Source organism: Micromonospora sp. NPDC050795 (assembly GCF_044456785.1).
Taxonomy (GTDB): domain Bacteria; phylum Actinomycetota; class Actinomycetes; order Mycobacteriales; family Micromonosporaceae; genus Micromonospora.
Genome location: NZ_JBITGE010000011.1, coordinates 18,869 through 38,868, shown reverse-complemented (window position 1 = coordinate 38,868; position 20,000 = coordinate 18,869). Strand labels below are relative to the sequence as shown.

Annotated in this window: 15 protein-coding genes; 10 read left to right on the top strand and 5 right to left on the bottom strand. The window is 71.8% G+C overall.

Annotation, left to right across the window (positions count from 1 at the left end; genetic code table 11):
- Positions 1 to 339: 339 nt before the first annotated feature.
- Positions 340 to 3,954: a chromosome segregation protein SMC gene (gene smc / locus ACIBEF_RS12120; RefSeq protein ID WP_396793450.1), complete on the top strand. Its 3,615-nt coding sequence runs from the start codon at positions 340 to 342 to the stop codon at positions 3,952 to 3,954.
- Positions 3,954 to 4,574: an HAD-IA family hydrolase gene (locus tag ACIBEF_RS12115; protein WP_355005260.1), complete on the top strand. Its 621-nt coding sequence runs from the start codon at positions 3,954 to 3,956 to the stop codon at positions 4,572 to 4,574. The genes smc and ACIBEF_RS12115 overlap by 1 nt, the downstream gene beginning before the upstream one ends.
- A 7-nt stretch (positions 4,575 to 4,581) precedes the next feature.
- Here ACIBEF_RS12115 and ACIBEF_RS12110 read toward each other — a convergent pair whose 3' ends face one another.
- From ACIBEF_RS12110 to ACIBEF_RS12090, 5 genes are all read right to left on the bottom strand, one after another.
- Positions 4,582 to 5,103 carry a DinB family protein gene (locus ACIBEF_RS12110; protein ID WP_396793448.1) on the bottom strand — a complete coding sequence of 174 codons (522 nt, stop codon included), beginning with the start codon at positions 5,101 to 5,103 and terminating at the stop codon, positions 4,582 to 4,584.
- A gap of 44 nt (positions 5,104 to 5,147) precedes the next feature.
- Complete coding sequence (locus ACIBEF_RS12105; RefSeq protein WP_357232881.1) at positions 5,148 to 5,642, bottom strand: universal stress protein; 495 nt, start codon at positions 5,640 to 5,642, stop codon at positions 5,148 to 5,150.
- A 9-nt stretch (positions 5,643 to 5,651) separates the two neighbouring features.
- Positions 5,652 to 7,271, bottom strand: a complete 1,620-nt coding sequence (locus ACIBEF_RS12100; protein WP_396793446.1) for an MDR family MFS transporter — start codon at positions 7,269 to 7,271, stop codon at positions 5,652 to 5,654.
- Positions 7,272 to 7,417: 146 nt separating this feature from the next.
- Positions 7,418 to 7,858: a MarR family winged helix-turn-helix transcriptional regulator gene (locus tag ACIBEF_RS12095; protein ID WP_396793444.1), complete on the bottom strand. Its 441-nt coding sequence runs from the start codon at positions 7,856 to 7,858 to the stop codon at positions 7,418 to 7,420.
- A gap of 10 nt (positions 7,859 to 7,868) precedes the next feature.
- Positions 7,869 to 9,596 (bottom strand): alkaline phosphatase D family protein, encoded by a 1,728-nt coding sequence (locus ACIBEF_RS12090; protein ID WP_396793442.1) that lies wholly within the window; start codon positions 9,594 to 9,596, stop codon positions 7,869 to 7,871.
- 149 nt (positions 9,597 to 9,745) lie between these two features.
- On the opposite strand from ACIBEF_RS12090, the gene ftsY reads away from it, so the two are divergent.
- From ftsY to ffh, 8 genes are all read left to right on the top strand, one after another.
- Positions 9,746 to 10,927: a signal recognition particle-docking protein FtsY gene (ftsY, locus tag ACIBEF_RS12085; protein ID WP_396793440.1), complete on the top strand. Its 1,182-nt coding sequence runs from the start codon at positions 9,746 to 9,748 to the stop codon at positions 10,925 to 10,927.
- Between the two features lie 6 nt (positions 10,928 to 10,933).
- Positions 10,934 to 11,797 carry a phosphotransferase gene (locus tag ACIBEF_RS12080; RefSeq protein WP_396793439.1) on the top strand — a complete coding sequence of 288 codons (864 nt, stop codon included), beginning with the start codon at positions 10,934 to 10,936 and terminating at the stop codon, positions 11,795 to 11,797.
- A 274-nt stretch (positions 11,798 to 12,071) separates the two neighbouring features.
- Positions 12,072 to 13,484 carry an ammonium transporter gene (locus ACIBEF_RS12075; RefSeq protein WP_396793437.1) on the top strand — a complete coding sequence of 471 codons (1,413 nt, stop codon included), beginning with the start codon at positions 12,072 to 12,074 and terminating at the stop codon, positions 13,482 to 13,484.
- A 25-nt stretch (positions 13,485 to 13,509) separates the two neighbouring features.
- Positions 13,510 to 13,848, top strand: a complete 339-nt coding sequence (locus ACIBEF_RS12070; RefSeq protein WP_172862163.1) for a P-II family nitrogen regulator — start codon at positions 13,510 to 13,512, stop codon at positions 13,846 to 13,848.
- 16 nt (positions 13,849 to 13,864) lie between these two features.
- Positions 13,865 to 16,195, top strand: coding sequence for a [protein-PII] uridylyltransferase (locus ACIBEF_RS12065; RefSeq protein WP_396793435.1), 2,331 nt, complete (start codon positions 13,865 to 13,867; stop codon positions 16,193 to 16,195).
- 308 nt (positions 16,196 to 16,503) lie between these two features.
- Positions 16,504 to 17,667, top strand: a complete 1,164-nt coding sequence (locus ACIBEF_RS12060) for a sensor histidine kinase (protein WP_396793434.1) — start codon at positions 16,504 to 16,506, stop codon at positions 17,665 to 17,667.
- Positions 17,664 to 18,320, top strand: a complete 657-nt coding sequence (locus ACIBEF_RS12055; protein ID WP_396793432.1) for a response regulator — start codon at positions 17,664 to 17,666, stop codon at positions 18,318 to 18,320. The genes ACIBEF_RS12060 and ACIBEF_RS12055 overlap by 4 nt, the downstream gene beginning before the upstream one ends.
- Before the next feature lie 114 nt (positions 18,321 to 18,434).
- Entirely contained in the window at positions 18,435 to 19,994 is a 1,560-nt protein-coding gene (ffh, locus tag ACIBEF_RS12050; protein WP_393372927.1) for a signal recognition particle protein, read from the top strand.
- The last annotated feature ends 6 nt before the right edge of the window (positions 19,995 to 20,000 follow it).

Genomic DNA, 20,000 nt, shown 5'->3' with positions numbered 1-20,000 from the left:
CGCAAAAACTGAATCGCACCACCGCAAAAATGCGCGCCGACACCTCAGTGCCGGCGCGCAACACTGTCCGGCACCTTTTCGGCGCCGACGATTCATGATCTTGCAGCCGATCGTGCGGGAAGCGCGCCGCACAGTTACCGAATAGCGTGTCGGCGGATAAGCCGATCATGAAAGGCGCTTGTCTTTCTCGCGGTCGACCGAACAACAGCGCGCCCACTGCCGACGCGACGCGGGGCGGGTCCCGTGCCGGCCCGCTCCCACCGCCGGGTTAGTCTGCGGGTTCACCCAGGTCCCCACAGCCGGCGACGGTACGGCGGCCACCGGACGAGGATCGAGTAGGTGTATCTCAAGAGCCTGACGGTGAAGGGCTTCAAGTCCTTCGCCTCCGCCACGACGTTGAAGCTGGAGCCCGGGATCACCTGTGTGGTGGGCCCGAACGGCTCGGGCAAGTCCAACGTCGTCGACGCCATCGCCTGGGTCCTCGGCGAGCAGGGCGCCAAGGCCCTCCGTGGCGGCAAGATGGAGGACGTCATCTTCGCCGGCACCGCCGGCCGGGCTCCGCTGGGTCGCGCCGAGGTCACCCTCACCATCGACAACACCGACGGCGCGCTGCCGATCGAGTACACCGAGGTCTCCATCACCCGCCGGATGTTCCGTTCCGGCGAGAGCGAGTACGAGATCAACGGCAACTCCTGCCGGTTGCTCGACATCCAGGAGCTGCTGTCCGACTCCGGCATCGGCCGGGAGATGCACATCATCGTCGGGCAGGGCCGCCTCGACGGCATGCTGCACGCCAAGCCGGAGGACCGCCGCGCGTTCATCGAGGAGGCGGCCGGCGTCCTCAAGCACCGCAAGCGCAAGGAAAAGGCGCTTCGCAAGCTCGACGCGATGCAGGTGAATCTCAATCGCCTGACCGACCTCACGGCGGAGCTGCGTCGTCAGCTCAAGCCACTGGGCCGGCAGGCCGAGGTGGCCCGGCGCGCCGCCGCCATCCAGGCCAACCTGCGCGACGCCCGGTTGCGGCTGCTCGCCGACGACCTTGCCACCCTGCGGACCACCCTCGACCGGGAGATCGCCGACGAGACCGCGCTGCGCGAGCGACGCGAGCAGATCGAGGGTGAGCACACCGAGGTGCAGGGTCGGCTCGGCGAGTTGGAGGCCGCCCTCGCGGAGGACGCGCCGCTGCTCGCCGCCGCCCAGGACACCTGGTACAAGCTCTCCGCCCTCCAGGAACGCTTCCGTTCGATCGAGCAGTTGGCCCGGGAGCGGCTGCGGCACCTCAGCGCCACCGGCGACGACGAGCGGCCCGGCCGCGACCCGGACCAGCTGGAAGCCGAGGCGGAACGCGTCCGCGAGCAGGAGGAGGAGCTGCGCGGCGCGCTCACCGACGACCAGATCCGACTGGCCGAGGCGGTCGAGCACCGCCAGGAGTTGGAACGGCAACTGGCCGCCGCCGAGCGTGAGCTGGTCGCCGCGGCCAAGGCCATCGCCGACCGGCGCGAGGGGATGGCCCGGCTCACCGGCCAGGTCAACTCCGCCCGGGCCCGGACCACCAGCGCCGGCGAGGAGATCGAACGCCTCGCGATCGCGCACGCCGACGCGCTGGGCCGCGCCGAGCAGGCGCAGGCCGACCTGGACGCGGTCGCCGCCCAGTCCACCGAGGCCGACCGGGACAACGCGGACCTGGACGCCCGGCACGCCGAGGCGGTCGCCGTACAGGAACGTGCCCAGGCCACCGTCCGATCGCTGTCCGACGCCGAGCGGGCCGCGGAGAAGGACGCCGCCTCCTGGAAGGCCCGCGAGGAGGCGCTCGCCCTGGGGCTGCGGCGCAAGGACGGCGCCGGGGCGCTGCTCGCCCGCGCCGGTGACGTGCCCGGCCTGCTCGGCAGCCTCGCCGGGTTGCTCACCGTCGCGCCCGGTCACGAGGCCGCACTGGCCGCCGCGCTCGGCGGCCTCGCCGACGCCGTCGCCGTCAGTGGGGTGGACGAGGCCGTCGAGGCGATGCGGCTGTTGAAGATCTCCGATGCCGGCCGGGCCGGACTGCTGGTCGGCAGCCCGGCGGGGCCCGGCATGACCGGCTCCGCCGACGCTCTGCGCCCGAAGTTGCCGGACGACGCCCGGTGGGCGCCCGACCTGGTGGAGTGCAGCGCCGAGCTGCGTCCGGCGGTGCACCGGGCCCTGCGGGACGTGGCGCTCGTCGACGATCTCGCCGCCGCCGCCGAGCTGGTCGCCAGCAACCCCGAGCTGCGGGCGGTCACCCCGGACGGTGACGTGGTCGGGGCGTACGCGGCGGCGGGCGGGTCGGCCAAGGCACCCAGCTACATCGAGGTGCAGGCCGCAGTCGAGGAGGCCCGCGCCAACCGGGTCACCGCCGAACGCGCCGGCCTGGAGCTGCGTGATCAGTTGGTCGAGGCGCGCGCCGAGGTGGCGACCGCCAGGGAGGCCGTGCAGCACGCCGCCGCCGAGAAGCGTGAGGCGGAGAGCCACCGCAACGCCGCCGCTCGCCGGCTGGCCGAGCTGGGCGCGGCGGCCCGCTCCGCGAAGGCCGAGACGGACCGGCTCGGCGACTCCCGCTCCCGCGCCGAGGCCGCCCGGCAACGGGACCTCACCGCGCTCGCCGAGCTGGAGGAGCGGCTACGGCTGGCCGAGGAGACCCCGGTCGACGCCGAGCCCTCCACCGAGGAACGGGATCAACTGGCGGCCATGGTGCCGCAGGCCCGGCAGAACGAGATGGAGGTCCGGCTCGCCGTGCGTACCGCCGAGGAGCGGGTCTCCTCGATCGCCGGCCGGGCCGACTCGCTCGCGCGGCAGGCCACCGCGGAACGGGCTGCCCGGGAACGCGCGGCGGCCCGGCGGGCCGCCCGCGCCCGGGGTGCGGGCATCGCCCGGTCCGTCGCCGGTGGCGCCCGGGAGGCGCTGACCCGACTGACCACCTCGATCGCCACGGCGGAGGAGCACCGCGACGCGGTCGCCCTGGAGCGCGCCGCGCGGGAGGCAGAGCTTCAGGAGGTACGCGGTGCCGCCAAGCGGCTCGGCGCGGAGTTGGAGCGACTGACCAGCCAGGTGCACCGCGACGAGGTGGCCCGGGCGGAGCAGCGGCTGCGTATCGAGCAGTTGGAGGCGAAGGCCGCCGAGGATTTCGGGCTGGACGTGGAGACGCTGGTCGCCGAGTACGGTCCGGCTCAGCCCGTTCCGCCGACCCCGGTGGACGTCGCGACGGCCGAACGTGACGGTCTGCCGGTGCCCGAGCCGGTGCGCTACGAGCGGCCGGTGCAGGAGAAGCGGGCCGCGAAGGCGGAACGCGAACTCGCCCTGCTCGGCAAGGTCAACCCACTCGCGCTGGAGGAGTTCGCCGCGCTGGAGGAGCGTTTCAAGTTCCTCTCCGAGCAGTTGGAGGACCTCAAGGCCACCCGTCGGGACCTGCTCACCGTGGTGAAGGACGTGGACGAGCGGATCCTGGAGGTCTTCGCCAGCGCCTTCGAGGACACCGCCCGGGAGTTCGAGCAGGTGTTCACGGTGCTCTTCCCCGGCGGCGAGGGACGGCTGATCCTCACCGAACCCGACGATGTGCTCACCACCGGCGTCGAGGTGGAGGCCCGCCCGCCGGGCAAGAAGATCAAGCGTCTGTCGCTGCTCTCCGGTGGTGAGCGGTCGCTGACCGCGGTGGCCATGCTGGTAGCGATCTTCCGCGCCCGGCCCAGCCCGTTCTACATCATGGACGAGGTGGAGGCCGCCCTGGACGACGTCAACCTGGGCCGGTTGATCACCTTGATGGCACAGTTGCGCGAGAAGAGTCAGCTGATCGTCATCACGCACCAGAAGCGGACGATGGAGATCGCCGACGCGCTCTACGGCGTGACCATGCGCAGTGGGGTCACCCAGGTGATCAGCCAACGGCTCAACCGGGCCGACGAGGACGACCAGCGGCACGGCCGCGGCGAGGAGAACGGGTAGTGGCTCGGGAACGCGCGACGGCGCTCCTGCTGGACTTCGACGGCGTACTGCGCCGGTGGGACCCGGCGGTGGCCGCCGTTGTCGAGCGGGAGTACGGCCTCTCCGAGGGGGTGCTCGGTGAGATCGCGATGCAGTGGGGGCGGCTCCAGCCGGTGCTCACCGGCCAGGTCAACCACGCTGAGTGGATGGACAGCGTGGCGGACGCCCTGGCCGAATCGGTGGGCAGCCCGGAACGCGCCCGTGCCGCTGTGGAGCAGTGGCAGAGCTACCGCGGAGAGGTCGACCAGGAGGTGCTGGCGTTCGTTCGGGAGGTCCGTGCGGCGGGCGTCCGGGTAGGGCTGGGCACCAACGCCACCGACCTGCTCGACTCCGACCTGGCCGCCCTCGGCCTGGTCGGCGAGCTGGACGTGGTGGTCAACTCCTCGGTGATCGGCGTACACAAGCCCGCCCCGGAATACTTCAAGGCCGCCTGCGTGGCCCTGGCCACCCCGCCGGCCCGGGTCCTCTGCGTCGACGACGAGGACTGGGCCGTGCGGGGTGCCCGGTCCGCCGGGTTGTCGGCGCACCGCTGGGGCGGCCACGCCGATCTGCGATACCTGCGGGCGGCCCTGGACTACTGAGCGCCTGTCACTCGCCGGTGACGCCGTCGATGCGTTCCCGGATCAGGTCGGCGTGACCGTTGTGCCGGGCGTACTCCTCGATCATGTGCACGTACACCCAGCGCAGGTTGAAGGTGCGCTTCTTCGCGCTGACCTCGGTGAACGTCTCGTCGAGCGAGTGGCCGGCGGCGGCCTCGCGGGCCAGCGCCACCTCGCGGTGGAAGATGGCGAAGTCGGCCTCGGCGTCGGCGGCGCTGACGTCGTGGTCGGCGTCCGGGTGCTCCGGGGTGAAGTACGGGTAGTCGACAGGCTCACCGGCGAAGTTCTCCCGGAACCACCAGGCCTCCACCTCGGCCAGGTGCCGGACCAGGCCGAGCAGGGTCAGCCCGGACGGTTCCACGCTGGGCGTGCGCAACTGCTCCTCGGTCAGCCCGGCACACTTGAGCAGCAGTGTCTGTCGGTGGTAGTCGAGCCAGCCGTCGAGCATGGTGCGCTCGTCGCCGACGTACGGTTCGGGGGTCCGGGTGATCTCCGGTGCGGTCCAGGTCATGCCGCGCATCCTGCCCGGCACCCCGGACATGCCGCGACGGGTTATCAGGGCACCACGACGACCGGCCAGCGGCCGGCACGGACCAGCCGGGTGGCGACCGAGCCGACCAGCCGGTGTCCGGCCTGCTCGGAGGCGCCGACCACGAGCATGTCGGCCTGGAACTCGTCGGCCGCCGCGCACAGCTCGCCGTACGCGTCGCCGCGCCGCACCAGCAGGGTCACCGGAATGCCCCACTGCTCGGCCCCACGCCGGCACTCCCGGCGCAGCTCGTCGGCCAGCTCGTCGTGCGTGCGTTGGATCGCGCCGGCGTCCATGCCGGGAACCAGGGCGGTCAGCCCGCTCGGTGAGCTGACGAAGACCACCACCAGCGCGGCGCTCTGCCGACGGGCCAGGCCGGCGGCGTAGGCACCGGCCCGCTCGGAGGTGCGGGTGCCGTCGACACCCGCCATGATCACCCGAGGGCCGTCCGTGCCGCGCTCGAAGGGCAGCGGTCGGGTCCGGGGGCCGTACTCCTCGCGGTCCGGTGCTCCCACGCCCATGGCTCTACCTCACCTCTGCTCGCCGGTACGGATGACGGCCGCGCCGGCACCGGCGGCGACTGTCGATTCCCGCTCGACCTCGGCGGAAACCGGGCTGTCGTTGTGCTGACGCAGCGGCACCTCCTTGATGCAGAGCACCGCGATGAACGCGATCAACGCGAACGGGGCGGCCACCAGGAAGATGTCACCGGCACCGTGGCCGTACGCGCTCTCGACGACAGCCCGCAGCGGGCCGGGCAGGGTGTGCACGTCGGGCAGGGTGCCGCCGCTGCCGGAGCTGGAGGCGGGGATGCCGAGCTGCGCCAGCCCGTCGGCGGTGTAGTCCTTGACCTTGTGGGCCAGCACCGCGCCGAGGGCGGAGACGCCGATCGCGCCACCGAGGCTGCGGAAGAACGCCACCACCGAGCTGGCCGCGCCGAGCTCGTGGACGCTGACGGTGTTCTGCACGGCGAGGACCAGGTTCTGCATGGTCATGCCCAGGCCGAGGCCGATCAGCGCCATGTACACGCTGAGCAGGGTGAAGCTGGTGTCCGCGCGGAGCGTGCCCATCAGGGCGAAGCCGATGGTGAGCAGCGCAGTGCCGATCACCAGGTACCGCTTCCACCGGCCGGTCTTGGAGATGACCCGCCCGATCACCGTGGAGGCGACCAGCAGGCCGAGAATCATCGGCAGGGTCATCAGGCCGGACATGGTCGGGCTCTGGCCACGGCTGATCTGGAAGTACTGACCGAGGAAGATCGACGCGCCGAACAGAGCCACACCAACCGCGACGCTGGCGACCACGGCGAGGGTGATCGTGCGGTTGCGGAACAGCCGCGGCGGGATCACCGGCTCGGCGGCCCGGGTCTCGACCCGGATCGCCAGCGCACCGAGGAGCACGGCACCGACGACCATCGCGGCGGTCTGCCAGGACGCCCAGGCGAACTGGTCGCCGGCGAGCGAGACCCAGATCAGCAGCAGCGAGACGGCCGCGGTGATCAGCGTGGCGCCCCACCAGTCGATCTGCGCCTTCCGCTTGACCACGGGCAGGTGCAGGGTCTTCTGGAGCACGATCAGCGCAATGATGGCGAACGGAACCCCGACGTAGAAGCACCAGCGCCAGCCGAGCCAGGAGGTGTCCACGATCACGCCGCCGATCAGCGGGCCGCCGATGGTGCCGACGGCCATCACCGCGCCGAGGTAGCCGCTGTAGCGGCCCCGCTCGCGCGGCGCGATCATCGTGGCCATGATCACCTGGGCCAGTGCGGTGAGGCCGCCTGCGCCGACGCCCTGGAGCACCCGGCAGGCGATCAGCTCACCGGTGCCCTGGGCGAGGCCGGCCAGCACCGAGCCCAGCACGTAGATCCCCAGCGCGAGCTGGACGAGTGTCTTCTTGTTGGTCAGATCGGCCATCTTGCCCCAGATTGGGGTGGTCGCGGTGGTCGCGAGCAGGGCCGAGGTCACCACCCAGGTGTACGCGGACTGGCCGCCGTGCAGTTCGGTGATGATCCGTGGCAGCGCGTTCGAGATGACCGTGGAGGAGAGGATCGCGACGAACAGACCCAGCAGCAGGCCGGAGAGTGCTTCCAGGATCTGCCGGTGGGTCATGTCGACGGCGGCCGCCCGCGTGGGGACTGTGGCCTGGCTCATCGTGTGTTGCCTCCGAGCGGAGTCGAGGTGGAACGGCGGCGGGCTGGTACGCGTGGGCCGCCTGAGAATTGCCTGAGGCAACCGTATGCCTTGGTTGCCTGAAGCAACAACCTGTCGGGCCGACGCGCTATTCCCCGTCGCGATGCCTACTGCCAGGAGTCGTTGAACCGGCCGAGCAGCCGGGCGAACTCCTCGACGTCCCGCTCCGGCCAACCCTCCAGGGCACGCAGGAACTCGCCCGTTCGCGCCGACCGGGCAACGTCGAACCGGCGCTGCCCCTCCTCGGTCATGCTGATCTGCGCGGCCCGCCGATCACTCGGATCGGGGTCTCGGTGGACCAGGCCGAGGACCTCCAACGCGTTGATCTGCCGGCTCAGCGTGCCCTTGCCCACGCCCAGCCGCGCCGCCAACTCGGTCAACCGGATCGACCCGCTACGCCGCAACCACAGCAACAACCCGTAGGTGTTCGGCTCCAGATTCGGGTGCACCTCCCGGGCGATCTCCCAGGAGACCGCCCGCCCACGGCGCAACAGAGCGGTCAACTCGTGCTCGACCGCCCGGATCGGCTCCGGCAGGTGCTCGTCCACGCCGTAGAGACTACGGCGCGGCCGGCTCGCCGTCGCCGGAGAGTCGACGCCGCATCACCGGGCGTAGGTGCCCGTCCTTCGTGGTGCCCTCGATGACCACGTCCGCCCCGCGCCCCTGATGGGTCAGAGTGGCGACCGCGTTACCGAAGTACGGGCCGGCCAGCTTGCGCCAGCGCACTCCCGGCCGGCGTACGCCCGCCGAACGGGCCAGCGCCCGGGTGGCCCCGGCCGGACCCGGCGACCAGCCCAGTTTCATCAGCGGACGAATGCCCGCCGGCACCTGGTTGTGGATCGGCGAACAGGTGAGCTGGTGCACCGGGGTGACCACCGCCGGGTCCGCGAACCGGGCCCGCGCCACGTACGAATGGTGCACGTCACCGGAGAGCACGCTGATCGACGCCGGTGGGGCGTACGCCGGGCCGGCCCCGACCCGCGCGCCGGACTGCCGCGGCGTGCCGGTGCCGATCCGGGCGAACGTCTCCGCGAGCGCCTCGAAGGACCGCCGGAACGCCGCCCAGTGCTCCAGGTCCAGCGCACGCCGCAGCTTCTCCGCCCCGCGCGCCACCCACGGTCGGCGTGAGTCCGCCAGTTTCTCGTTCCACGCCTCGATGTGGTGGATGCCCTGCGGCAGCAACCAGGGCAGCGAGGCGCCCACCACCAGGTGGTCGTAGACCCCGTGCGCCTGGTCGAGGAACCAGGCCCACTCGCCGGGCGGCAGCATCGCCCGGCTGTTGGGCTCGAGCACCCGGCTGCACCGGTTGTCCAGCATGACCAGCCGGGTCCGGCCCAGATCCAGCGCGTAGCTCCACTGATACTGCACCGCGCGCCAGCGCTCGGTGTCGTGCGCCAGGTCGGACTCCTGGTCGACCCGGTTGCCGAACTCGCGCAGCACGCCGGTGGCGTCCTCGGCGGCGGCGACCTTCGCGAAGACCGGATCGGCGACGATCTCGTCGGGGGAGAGATTGCCCAGGTGCTGGTAGACCCAGTACGAGGCGAGCCCACTGCCGATCCGCTCCGCCCACCACGGCTGCTCGCGTACCTCGGCCCGCCACGCCGCCGAGGTGTTCCAGTCGTCGATGATCTCGTGATCGTCGAAGATCATCACGCTGGGCACCGTGGAGAGCAGCCAGCGGATCTCCGGATCACGCCAGGACTCCAGATAGAGCTTGGTGTACTCGTCGAAGCTCACCACCTGGTCGGCGGGAGCGCCCTTCGGCCGCCGCCTCCGTCGACGCAGCAGCCGGCGCACAGTGGGCGAGGTGACGTCGGCGTAGACCTGGTCACCGAGCAGCACCAACAGGTCCGGCAACGGGTTCGACTCCGGGTCCGCCATCAACCGCCGGGCGTACGCGTCCAGCGCGTCAGGTGGCAGCTTGCGGGTGGTGGCGTGCTGGGTGGTCTCCCGGCACGAGCCGAAGATCAGATTGACCGGCTGGTCCCGGTCGTCGGCGGCCCGGGTGCGGATCACGCTCGGCGGGAACCCGCTGCTCGGCACCGGCCAGACGAGCTCGTCGTCGACGAGCACCTCGTAGGTGGTCTCGCTGTCCGGGGTGAGCCCCTCCACGACCACGAGGGCGTAGTGATGGTCGTACGCCGAGAAGGTGGGCGCGGTGCCGGTGGCGCCGTCGGCGGTACGGACGGTGACCACGGCGGGCCCGGCGGTCTCTACCCAGATGGTGGCCCGGGTGTCCACGACTCGCCGCAGGAGTGGGCCGATGAGGAGGTGTGCGGCGGACATGGCGCGAGCCTACCGCCGGATTCCGGGCACCGGCTGCGGGCGGTGGCTGAGATGCTGGGCACCGCCCAGGGGGCGGTGGCCGAGACTCCGTGCACGGCTCGGGGTGCGGTGGCTGGGACGCCGCCGCCGGCATCTGACAGGATTCCGGCATGGCCGAATATCTCGTCCTCGCTCTGGTCCTGCTCGGTGTGCTGATCGCCGGCACAGTCGGGCTGGTCGTGCCGCGCCTGCGGCGACGACCCGAGCCCCCGTTGCCACGCACGGAGGTCGACACCAGGGCTGAGGAGGATCTCGCCGGCCCGCCGGTCGAGGCACCGGAGTCCGATCTGTCCACCGGCGTCCTGGTCGAGCCGCCGCCGGTGCTCGAACCGCAGGTCGAGGTGCCCGAGCCGACCGCCGGACGGCTGGTCCGGCTCCGCTCGCGGCTGTCCCGCTCACAGAACGTGTTCGGCAAGAGCCTGCTCGGCCTGCTCGCCCGTGACCACCTCGACGAGGACGTCTGGGAGGAGATCGAGGACAGCCTGATCACCGCCGACGTCGGTGTCGACGCCACCCGCGACATCGTCGACCGGCTTCGCGAGCGCACCCGGGTGCTCGGCACCCGCTCGGCCTCCGAGCTGCGGGCACTGCTCGCCGCCGAGTTGGTCAACGCGCTCGACCCGAGCCTGGACCGCTCGTTGCGGACCGCCCCCAAGGACGGCGTGCCGGCGGTGCTCCTCGTCGTCGGCGTCAATGGCGCCGGCAAGACCACAACCTGCGGCAAGATCGCCCGGGTGCTGGTGGCCGACGGTCGCAGCGTGCTGCTCGGCGCGGCGGACACCTTCCGGGCCGCCGCGGCCGACCAACTGGAGACCTGGGGCTCGCGCGTCGGAGCGGAGACCGTGCGGGGGCCCGAGGCAGCCGACCCGGCCAGCGTCGCGTTCGACGCCGTCAAGCGCGGCATCGACACCGGCGTGGACACCGTGCTCATCGACACCGCCGGTCGCCTGCAGAACAAGATCGGCCTGATGGACGAGCTGGGCAAGGTCAAGCGCGTGGTGGAGAAGCAGGGCCCGATCGACGAGACACTGCTCATCCTGGACGCCACCACCGGGCAGAACGGCCTGGAGCAGGCCCGGGTCTTCACCGAGGTGGTCAACGTGACCGGCGTGGTGCTGACCAAGCTCGACGGCACCGCCAAGGGCGGCATCGTGATCGCCGTGCAACGCAAGCTCGGTATCCCCGTGAAGCTGGTCGGCCTCGGCGAAGGCAAGGACGACCTGGCCCCGTTCGACCCGGCGCAGTTCGTCGACGCGTTGCTGGGGACCGAGGCCACCGGCCGGGACGCGTAGTCTCGGGTGACCACTGACGATCGCGCGTACGCGGGCTGGCGTGACCCTGGCCATGCTTCGCAGCGCCTCGGGAGACCGTACGTGACTTCGCAGGAGATCCCGCTGCACGGCGGCAACGTGAGCACCGTTGTCCGCGTGGGTGACACGGTCCGGCGCAACGCCGGGCCCTGGACCCCGTCCGTGCACGCGCTGCTGCGCCACCTGGAGTACGTGGGGTTCACCGGAGCCCCCCGGGCGCTCGGGATGGACGAGCGCAACCGTGAGGTGCTGTCGTACCTGGAGGGGGAGTGCGGCGAATATCCGCTCGCCCCGCACTGGGTGACCGACGAGGCCCTGGTCACCGTCGCCACCATGCTGCGCATGTTCCACGACGCGCAGTACGGCTTCACTCCTCCGCAGGCGGCGGTCTGGCGCTCGTTCGGGCCCCCACCTCCGGACACCGAGGTGATCTGCCACCACGACGCCGCGCCGCACAACGTGATCTGGCGTCCGGACGGCACCCTCGGGCTGATCGACTTCGACCTCGCCTCGCCCGGAGCGCGGATCTACGACGTGGCGTACGCGGCCTGGACCTGGGTGCCGATCTTCGCGGACCGCGACTCGATCACGCTGGGCTGGAAGAACCCGGACCGCCCTCGCCGCCTCCGGCTCTTCGCCGACGCGTACGGGCTGATCCCCCGGGACCGGCACCGGCTGATCCGGACCATCCGTAAACGGATCGTGGACCACGTGGAGGGGATCCGCCGGATGGCCGCCGCGGGTGAGCCGGCGTTCGTCCGGATCGTGCACAAGGGCCACCTGCGTCGACCGATGCGCGACCTGCGACTGCTCGACTACGAGCGGCACACCCTGGAGAACGCCCTCCGCTGAGCGCCGGTCCGGCGATGCTCGGCCGGGGCGTCACGCGCACCGGTCGATGCCGTTGACCGGTCAGCCATCGACGATCGCCGTCCGGTCGATCCACAATCGTCCATGCTGACGACTGTGCGGAGTTCGTGACACGTACGAAACAACCCGTCACGAAACGGAAACCCGCACGGGACCCAAAGTGAAACAGCCGGCCGCGAAGCTTCCGCGCAACCGGCCTACGGGCGACGCTGCCCCGGAAAGCCGCGAAGGAGGACTTCACCTTTAGGAGGCCAGCGTGCCTGAAGCACCGACGATCGACGGCGCCAATACCACGTGGCTGCTGGTTTCGACCGCGCTCGTGCTGCTCATGACCCCCGGACTGGCGCTGTTCTACGGCGGCCTCAACCGGGCCAAGGGCGTACTCAACATGATGATGATGAGCTTCTCGGCTATCGGGCTCATCTCTATTCTGTGGTGGTTCTACGGATTCAGCGTCGCCTTCGGGACCGACGTGAACGGCTTCTGGGGCGACCCGGGCGCGTACCTCGGCACCAAGACCTTCCTCGCCGAAACCGACCTGTGGGGTGCTACGGCGGAGAACCCCAGCGGCATCGGCGTCCCGCTCTACGTGTTCATGGCCTTCCAGATGGTCTTCGCGGTTATCACCGTCGCGCTGATCAGCGGTGCCATCGCCGACCGGGCCAAGTTCGCCGGCTGGCTGCTGTTCGCCTTCGGCTGGGCCACCCTGGTCTACTTCCCGGTTGCCCACTGGGTGTGGGGCGGCGGCATCATCGGCGCTGACATCCACGCGTTGGACTTCGCCGGTGGCACCGCGGTGCACATCAACGCCGGTGCGGCGGCCCTGGCCGTTGCCCTGGTCCTCGGCAAGCGGCTCGGTTGGCCGCGGGAGGGCATGAAGCCGCACAACATCCCGCTGGTCGCGCTCGGCGCGGGTCTGCTGTGGTTCGGCTGGTTCGGGTTCAACGCCGGCTCGGAGCTGACCGTCGACTCGGTCGCCGGCCTCGCCTTCATCAACACCCAGCTCGCCACGGCGGCTGCGGTGCTCGGCTGGATCGCTGTCGAGTGGGTCAAGACCCGGAAGCCGACGATGGTCGGTGCCTCGTCCGGCGCCGTCGCCGGTCTGGTCGCCATCACCCCGGCCTGTGGCTTCATCGCCCCGTGGGCGTCCGTCCTGCTCGGCATCGTCGCCGGCGCGGTGTGCGCGCTCGCCGTCAGCCTCAAGTACAAGCTCGGCTACGACGACTCGCTCGACGTGGTCGGCGTGCACTTCGTCGGTGGTTGGATCGGTTCGCTCTGGCTCGGCCTCTTCGCCACCAACTCGGTGAACGCGGCGATCAGCGACGTGGTGGGTGCCTCCGACGGTCTCTTCTACGGCGGCGGCGCGACCCAGCTCGGGCGGCAGGCCCTCGCCGGCCTGATCGTCACCGCCTGGTCGTTCGGCATCGCCTGGGTGCTCGCCTTCGTCATCGAGAAGACGATCGGCTTCCGGGTCAAGGGTGAGGCGGAGGTCGAGGGCATCGACATCGCCGAGCACGCCGAGAGCAGCTACGACCTGTCCCCGGCCGGTGGCGGCACGGGTGGCGCATTCGCGATGGCTGGCATCGGCACCCCCGGTGGCGGCACGACGAGTGGTGCCAAGCCGGAGGCGGAGCCCGCCGAGCCGGTCAGCGAAAAGGTCGCCGGTTAACGTTCCTGGGATGGAGGGGTTGGACATGAAGCTGGTGACCGCAGTCATCAAGCCGTACCAACTGGACGCGGTTAAGGAGGCCCTGCACGCCCTCGGGGTGGCCGGGCTGACCGTCAGCGAGGTTCAGGGGTACGGGCGGCAGAAGGGGCACACCGAGGTCTACCGGGGTGCCGAGTACACGGTCGAGTTCCTGCCCAAGATCCGGGTCGAGGTGCTCACCGACGAGATCGACGTCGACAAGGTGGTGGACGCCATCGTCGGAGCGGCCCGCACGGGCAAGATCGGTGACGGCAAGGTCTGGGTCACCGGTGTCGAAGAGGTCGTCCGGGTACGTACCGGCGAACGCGGCCTCGACGCACTCTGACGCGGCCACGACTGACATGACCTCGTTGATCAAGAAGAACGCGTCAGGACCCGCCGATGGCGGCGACGCGAACCTCTTGATCAACGAGGTCGTCGGCGTTCCCGGGGGGATCGGGGAAGCGGCCCGGCGGGGGCGGGCCGCGGCCTACGACTCGTTCCTGCGGGGGTTGCTGCCGGCGCGGGACGGGGTGGCACTGCTGGCCGTCGGGGGTCTGGGTCGGCGGCAGTGTGCTCCGTGCAGCGACCTCGACCTGGTGCTGGTGCACGCCGGGGTGCCCGGCACGGACGAGCTGGCCGCCTCGGTCTGGTATCCGATCTGGGACGCGGGCCTGCGGCTCGACCACTCCGTACGCACCGTCGCCGAGGCGCTCTCGGTGGCCCAGGACGACGTCAAGGTAGCCCTCGGGCTGCTCGACGCCCGGTTGATCGTGGGGGACCAGGCGCTGGCCGACGCGCTGATCCGCACCGCCGCCGATCACTGGCGGCGTACCGCCGTCCGGCACCTTGCCGGCCTGCGCGAGGTCACCGAGGCCCGTTGGCAGGCCCACGGCGAGCTGGCGTTCCTGCTGGAGGGCGACCTCAAGGAGGCCGCCGGTGGTCTGCGCGACGTGGGGCTGCTGCGGGCGATCTCCGCCGCCGGCATCACCGACGCGCTGCGTCCTGCCGTACGCGCCGCTCACCTGCGCCTGTTGGACACCCGCGACGCGCTGCACCAGCAGGTCGGCCGGCGGGTCGACCGACTGGTCGCCCAGGAGCGCGACGGAGTGGCCAACCTGCTCGGCCTGCGACAACTCCAGCCCGGCGCGTCCGACGCCGAGGGGCGGCCCGGAGCCGTGGTGCACGACGGTGACGCGCTGCTGCGTCGGGTCGCCGGTGACGCCCGCACGGTCAGCCACGCCCTGGACGACGCCTTCCGGGCCGCCGACCGGCTGCGCTCCGGCCGCTCCCGCGGCGGCAACGGCCGTCCGGCCCGCCGCCCGGTCGCCCGCGACGTGGTCGAACACGACGGCGAGCTGGTGCTCGCCCGCACGGCGATCGGGGCACGCCCCGACCCGAGCCTCTCGCTGCGGGTGGCCGCCGCGTCGGCCACGACCCGAATCCCCATCGCGCGGGCCACCTGCGAGTGGCTGGCGGCGTACTGTCCGCCCCTGCCGGCCCCCTGGCCGGCCGAGGCCCGGGCCGCGCTGATCACCCTGCTGGGCGCCGGTCCCGGCCTGGTGCCGGCCTGGGAGACCTGCGACCGGTACGGGCTGGTCGACGGCTGGCTGCCCGAGTGGACCCGGCTGCGCAGCCTTCCCCAGCACAACCCGGTGCACCGCTTCACCCTCGACCGGCACCTCGTACAGACCGCGCACGAGGCCAGCCGGCACGCCCGCGAGGTGGAACGCCCGGACCTGCTGCTCCTCGGCGCTCTCCTGCACGACATCGGCAAGGGCCTCCCCGGCGACCACAGCACCGTCGGCGTGCCGGTCGCCCAGGCGGTGGCCACCAGGGTCGGTCTGCCCACCGCCGAGGTCGAGCTGATCGGCAAGCTGGTCCGGCTGCACCTGCTGCTGCCCGACGTGGCCACCCGCCGGGACCTGAGCGACCCGGTCACCATCGCCTCGGTGGCCGAGGCGGTCGGCGACACCGGCACCCTCGACGTGCTGCACGCGTTGGTCCGCGCCGACGCGGCGGCGACCGGGCCGGCGGCCTGGTCCGACTGGAAGGGCCGACTCGTCGCCGAGTTGGTCGCCCGGGTCCGCACCGCGCTGGACACCGGCGTACTCCCCGAGCCACCCGCCCCGGACCCGGAGTTGCTGGCCGGGCCCCTGCCGGTCGTCCACCTGACCGGCGACCGGGTGTCGGTAGCGGCGGCCGACCGACGGGGTCTGCTCGCCACTGTGGCCGGCTGCCTGGCCCTGCACCGGCTGGAGGTGATCTCCGCGGACGCCTCCGCCGTCGACGGCCGGGCCCTGGTCGAGTGCCGGGTGCAGCCCCGCTACGGCCTTCCGCCGGACCCGGTCCCGCTCCGCGCCGACCTGCGCCGGGCGGTCGCCGGCGACGTGTCGGTCAACCAACGGCTGCGGGGCCGTGCGCTCGCCAGCCGTGGCGGCGGCGCGGCTCCACGAGTGGTCTGGCACCGCGAGGCGGCGACTGACGCCGTACTGCTGGAACTGCGCGCCGCCGACGCCGCCGGGCTGCTCTACCGAGTCGCCTGCGCGCTCGACGAGGCCGGCGCCCTGGTACGGGCGGCCCGCATCTCCACCCTCGGTGCCGACGTGGTCGACGCGTTCTACCTGGTGGGCGGTTGGCCGGACGACGCCACCCGGGCCCGCCTGGAAGCCGCCGTCCTAGCCGCCGTCTAACCGCCCCGCCCGCCCCGCCCTCCCGCCCCGCGACTCCCGCCCCGCGACTCCCGCGTCGCGACTCCCGCGTCGCGACTCCCGCGTCGCGACTCCGCGTCGCGACTCCCGCGTCGATCTTGCACTTTGTGTCCTGGCATATCACACAAAAGCCGCGTCATGACGACACAAAGTGCAAGATCGCGGGAGCGGGGGCGGGGGCGGGAGGGCGGGAGGGCGGGGGGTCAGGGTGGGGGTACGTCGGGGGGCGTAGGGGCGGTGCCGCTCGTGGACGCACGTCGAGCGGTGTCTGCGCGGGCAGAATGACGGCCATGCGGCGAGGCGGGCAGTGGCGGTGGCCGGAGGTGGCGGCGGATGCCGTGCTCGCCCTGGTGCTGCTCGGGTTCGGATTGCTCGCCACCGGTCTGGCCGGGAACAACCAGCCGGGGTCGAGGCCGGTGGACGCCGTGAGTCGGCTGCTGATCGCCGTCGCGGCGCTCGCCCTGCTGGTGCGGCGGCGTGCTCCGGTCGCCGTCCTCGCCGTGGTCACAGTGGCCACCTCGGCGTACCTGCTGATCGGCTACCCGTACGGGCCGATCCTGGTCACGTTCCTGGTCGCGGTCTACACCGTGGCCGTGTGGCTGCCGCTGCGACCGGCGGCGCTCGCCACCGGTGGCGCGTTCGTTCTGTTGTTGGCGCACGTCTTCTTCGGGCGGGGGCCCGCGCCGGGTTGGACGGGAGTGCTGCCCGCGTCGGCCTGGGTGGTCGTACCGTTCGCGGTGGGGGTGGTGGTGCGGGTGAGCCGTGAGGCGACCGCGCGTACCCGTGCCGAAGAGGCCCGCAGCCGAGTCGAGCAGGCGCGACGGCAGGCCGACGAGGAGCGGCTGCGCATCGCGCAGGAGGTGCACGACGTGGTGGGGCACGGTTTGGCCGCGATCAGCATGCAGGCGGAGATCGCTCTTCACCTGCTGCCGAAGCGGCCGGAGCAGGCGGAGGTGGCCCTGACCGCGATCAGCCGGACCAGCCGGGAGGCGCTGGACGAGCTGCGGGTCACCCTGGGTGCGGTGCGGCGGGGCGCCGAGCGCGAGCCGGTACCCGGCCTGGCCCGGCTTCCAGCGCTGCGCGACCGGCTGGCCGGGGCGGGGCTGGCCGTCGAGGTGCGCGTGGTCGGGGAGCCCCGGGAGGTGCCGGCCGCGGTCGACCTGGCCGCGTACCGGGTGGTGCAGGAGGCGTTGACAAACGTGCTGCGTCATGCGGGAGTGGCGAGCGCGGAGGTGACAGTGGACTACCGCGTCGACGAGGTGACCGTCGAGGTCACTGACCGGGGGGCAGGTGCCGACCGCGCCGGGACGGCTCCGGCCGACGGCGAGGGCGGCCACGGTCTGGCCGGGATGCGCGAGCGGGTCGCGGCGCTGGGCGGGCGGTTGACCACCGGGCCGCTCGCCGGGGGCGGATTCCGGGTGTACGCCGGGCTGCCCGTGGAGCCGACCACGTGATCCGGGTGCTGATCGCCGACGACCAGGATCTGGTCCGGCTCGGGCTGCGCGCGCTGGTGGAGAGCGAGGACGACCTGGCGCTGGCCGGCGAGGCGTCCGACGGGCTGCGGGCGGTCGAGTTGGCCCGTCGGGAACGGCCGGACGTGGTGCTGATGGACATCCGGATGCCCGGCATCGACGGCATCGAGGCGACCCGCCGTATCGTCGCCGATCCCGAGCTGACCGGAACGCGGGTGGTGGTGCTCACCACCTTCGAGCTGGACGAGTACGTCTTCGACGCGCTGCGGCACGGTGCGAGCGGGTTCCTCACCAAGGACACCAGACCGACTGAGCTGCTGCGCGCGATCCGGCTCGTCGCCGAGGGGGAGGCGCTGCTGTCGCCGTCGGTGACCCGGCGGGTGGTGCGGGAGTTCGCCACCCGGCCGTCCCGGGTGCTCCGTCCGCACCCGCGACTGGAGGCGCTGACCGATCGGGAGCGTCAGGTCGTCGGTCTGGTCGGTGAGGGCCTGAACAACGAGGAGATCGCCGCACGGTTGGTGGTCAGCCCGGCGACCGCGCGGACCCACGTCAGCCGGGCGATGGGCAAGCTGGGAGCCCGGGATCGGGCCCAGCTCGTCGTGTTCGCGTACCAGTCGGGGTTGGTGTCGGGGTGAGGCCCGGGCCGGGCGACAGCGGCCCTACGGCCGGGCGGTTACCCTAGCGGTGGCCGGACTCCGCAGTGCCGGCCGTGTTGTGCCCGCCGGAACACTGACAAACGGGATGTTCGCGTGTTTGACACCTTGAGTGACCGCCTGTCCGGGATCTTCACCAAGCTCCGCGGCAAGGGGCGGCTCACCGACGCCGACATCGACGCCACCGCGCGCGAGATCCGCCTCGCGCTGCTGGAGGCGGACGTCGCGCTGCCGGTGGTCAAGGGCTTCATCGCGGCCGTCAAGGAGCGGGCCCGCAGCTCCGAGGTCTCCCAGGCGCTGAACCCGGCCCAGCAGATCATCAAGATCGTCAACGAAGAGCTGATCACCGTTCTCGGCGGCGAGGGCCGGCGGCTCCAGTTCGCCAAGCAGCCGCCGACCGTGATCATGCTGGCCGGTCTCCAGGGCTCCGGTAAGACCACCCTCGCCGGCAAGCTGGCCCGCTGGCTGAAGGCCCAGGGGCATCAGCCGCTGCTCGTCGCCGCCGACCTCCAGCGCCCCAACGCCGTCGGGCAGCTCCAGGTGCTCGGTGGCCGGGCCGGTGTCGAGGTGTACGCCCCGGAGCCCGGCAACGGCACCGGTGACCCGGTGCAGGTGGCCCGCGCGTCGATCGAGCACGCGAAGCGCGCCGCCCGCGACATCGTCATCGTCGACACCGCCGGCCGCCTCGGCATCGACGCCGAGATGATGCAGCAGGCCGCCGACATCCGCGACGCCGTCTCGCCGGACGAGGTCATCTTCGTCATCGACGCGATGGTGGGTCAGGACGCCGTCCGCACCGCCGAGGCGTTCCGCGACGGCGTCGGCATCACCGGTGTGGTGCTCTCCAAGCTCGACGGCGACGCCCGTGGTGGTGCCGCGCTGTCGGTCCGCGAGGTCACCGGGCAGCCGATCCTGTTCGCCTCCACCGGTGAGAAACTGGAGGACTTCGACGTCTTCCACCCCGACCGGATGGCCAGCCGGATCCTCGGCATGGGCGACGTCCTCACTCTGATCGAGCAGGCCGAGCAGGCCTTCGACTCCGATCAGAAGGAGAAGATGACCGCCAAGCTGATGGGCGGTGAGCAGTTCACCCTCGACGACTTCCTCGACCAGCTCATCGCGGTGCGGCGGATGGGCCCGATCGCCAACGTGCTGGCCATGATGCCGGGCATGGGGCAGATGAAGGACCAGCTCGCCGAGCTGGACGACAGCCACTTCGACCGGGTCACCGCGATCATCCGGTCGATGACCCCGGGTGAGCGGACCAACCCGAAGATCATCAACGGTTCCCGCCGGGCGCGCATCGCCAACGGCTCCGGGGTCACCGTGATGGACGTCAACCAGCTGCTCAACCGCTTTGCCGACGCGCAGAAGATGATGAAGCAGATGGGCGGCATGATGGGCCTGCCCGGCGGTGGCCGCCGCAAGGCGACCAAGTCGCCGAAGAACAAGCGCAAGGGCACCAAGGGTGGCGGTCGTCCGCGTACCGGCGCCGGTGCCGGGATGCCCGCCGGTTTCCCGGGCGGCATGCCGCAGCTCCCGCCGGGGATGGACCCGAACGACCTCGCTGGCGGTCAGGGCCTGCCGCCCGGCTTCAAGCTTCCGAAGATCGACTTCAACAAGCTCGGCAAGGGCGGCGACAAGGGCCCGCGCTGACGTGTG

What these genes read in the sequence shown, in the direction of transcription:
- ACIBEF_RS12110 (WP_396793448.1), bottom strand. Translation starts at nt 5,103, where the DNA reads ATGACCTGGACCGCACCGGAGATCACCCGGACCCCCGAACCGTACGTC.
- ACIBEF_RS12105 (WP_357232881.1), bottom strand. Translation starts at nt 5,642, where the DNA reads ATGGGCGTGGGAGCACCGGACCGCGAGGAGTACGGCCCCCGGACCCGA.
- ACIBEF_RS12100 (WP_396793446.1), bottom strand. Translation starts at nt 7,271, where the DNA reads ATGAGCCAGGCCACAGTCCCCACGCGGGCGGCCGCCGTCGACATGACC.
- ACIBEF_RS12090 (WP_396793442.1), bottom strand. Translation starts at nt 9,596, where the DNA reads ATGTCCGCCGCACACCTCCTCATCGGCCCACTCCTGCGGCGAGTCGTG.
- ftsY (WP_396793440.1), top strand. Translation starts at nt 9,746, where the DNA reads ATGGCCGAATATCTCGTCCTCGCTCTGGTCCTGCTCGGTGTGCTGATC.
- ACIBEF_RS12070 (WP_172862163.1), top strand. Translation starts at nt 13,510, where the DNA reads ATGAAGCTGGTGACCGCAGTCATCAAGCCGTACCAACTGGACGCGGTT.
- ACIBEF_RS12065 (WP_396793435.1), top strand. Translation starts at nt 13,865, where the DNA reads ATGACCTCGTTGATCAAGAAGAACGCGTCAGGACCCGCCGATGGCGGC.
- ACIBEF_RS12060 (WP_396793434.1), top strand. Translation starts at nt 16,504, where the DNA reads ATGCGGCGAGGCGGGCAGTGGCGGTGGCCGGAGGTGGCGGCGGATGCC.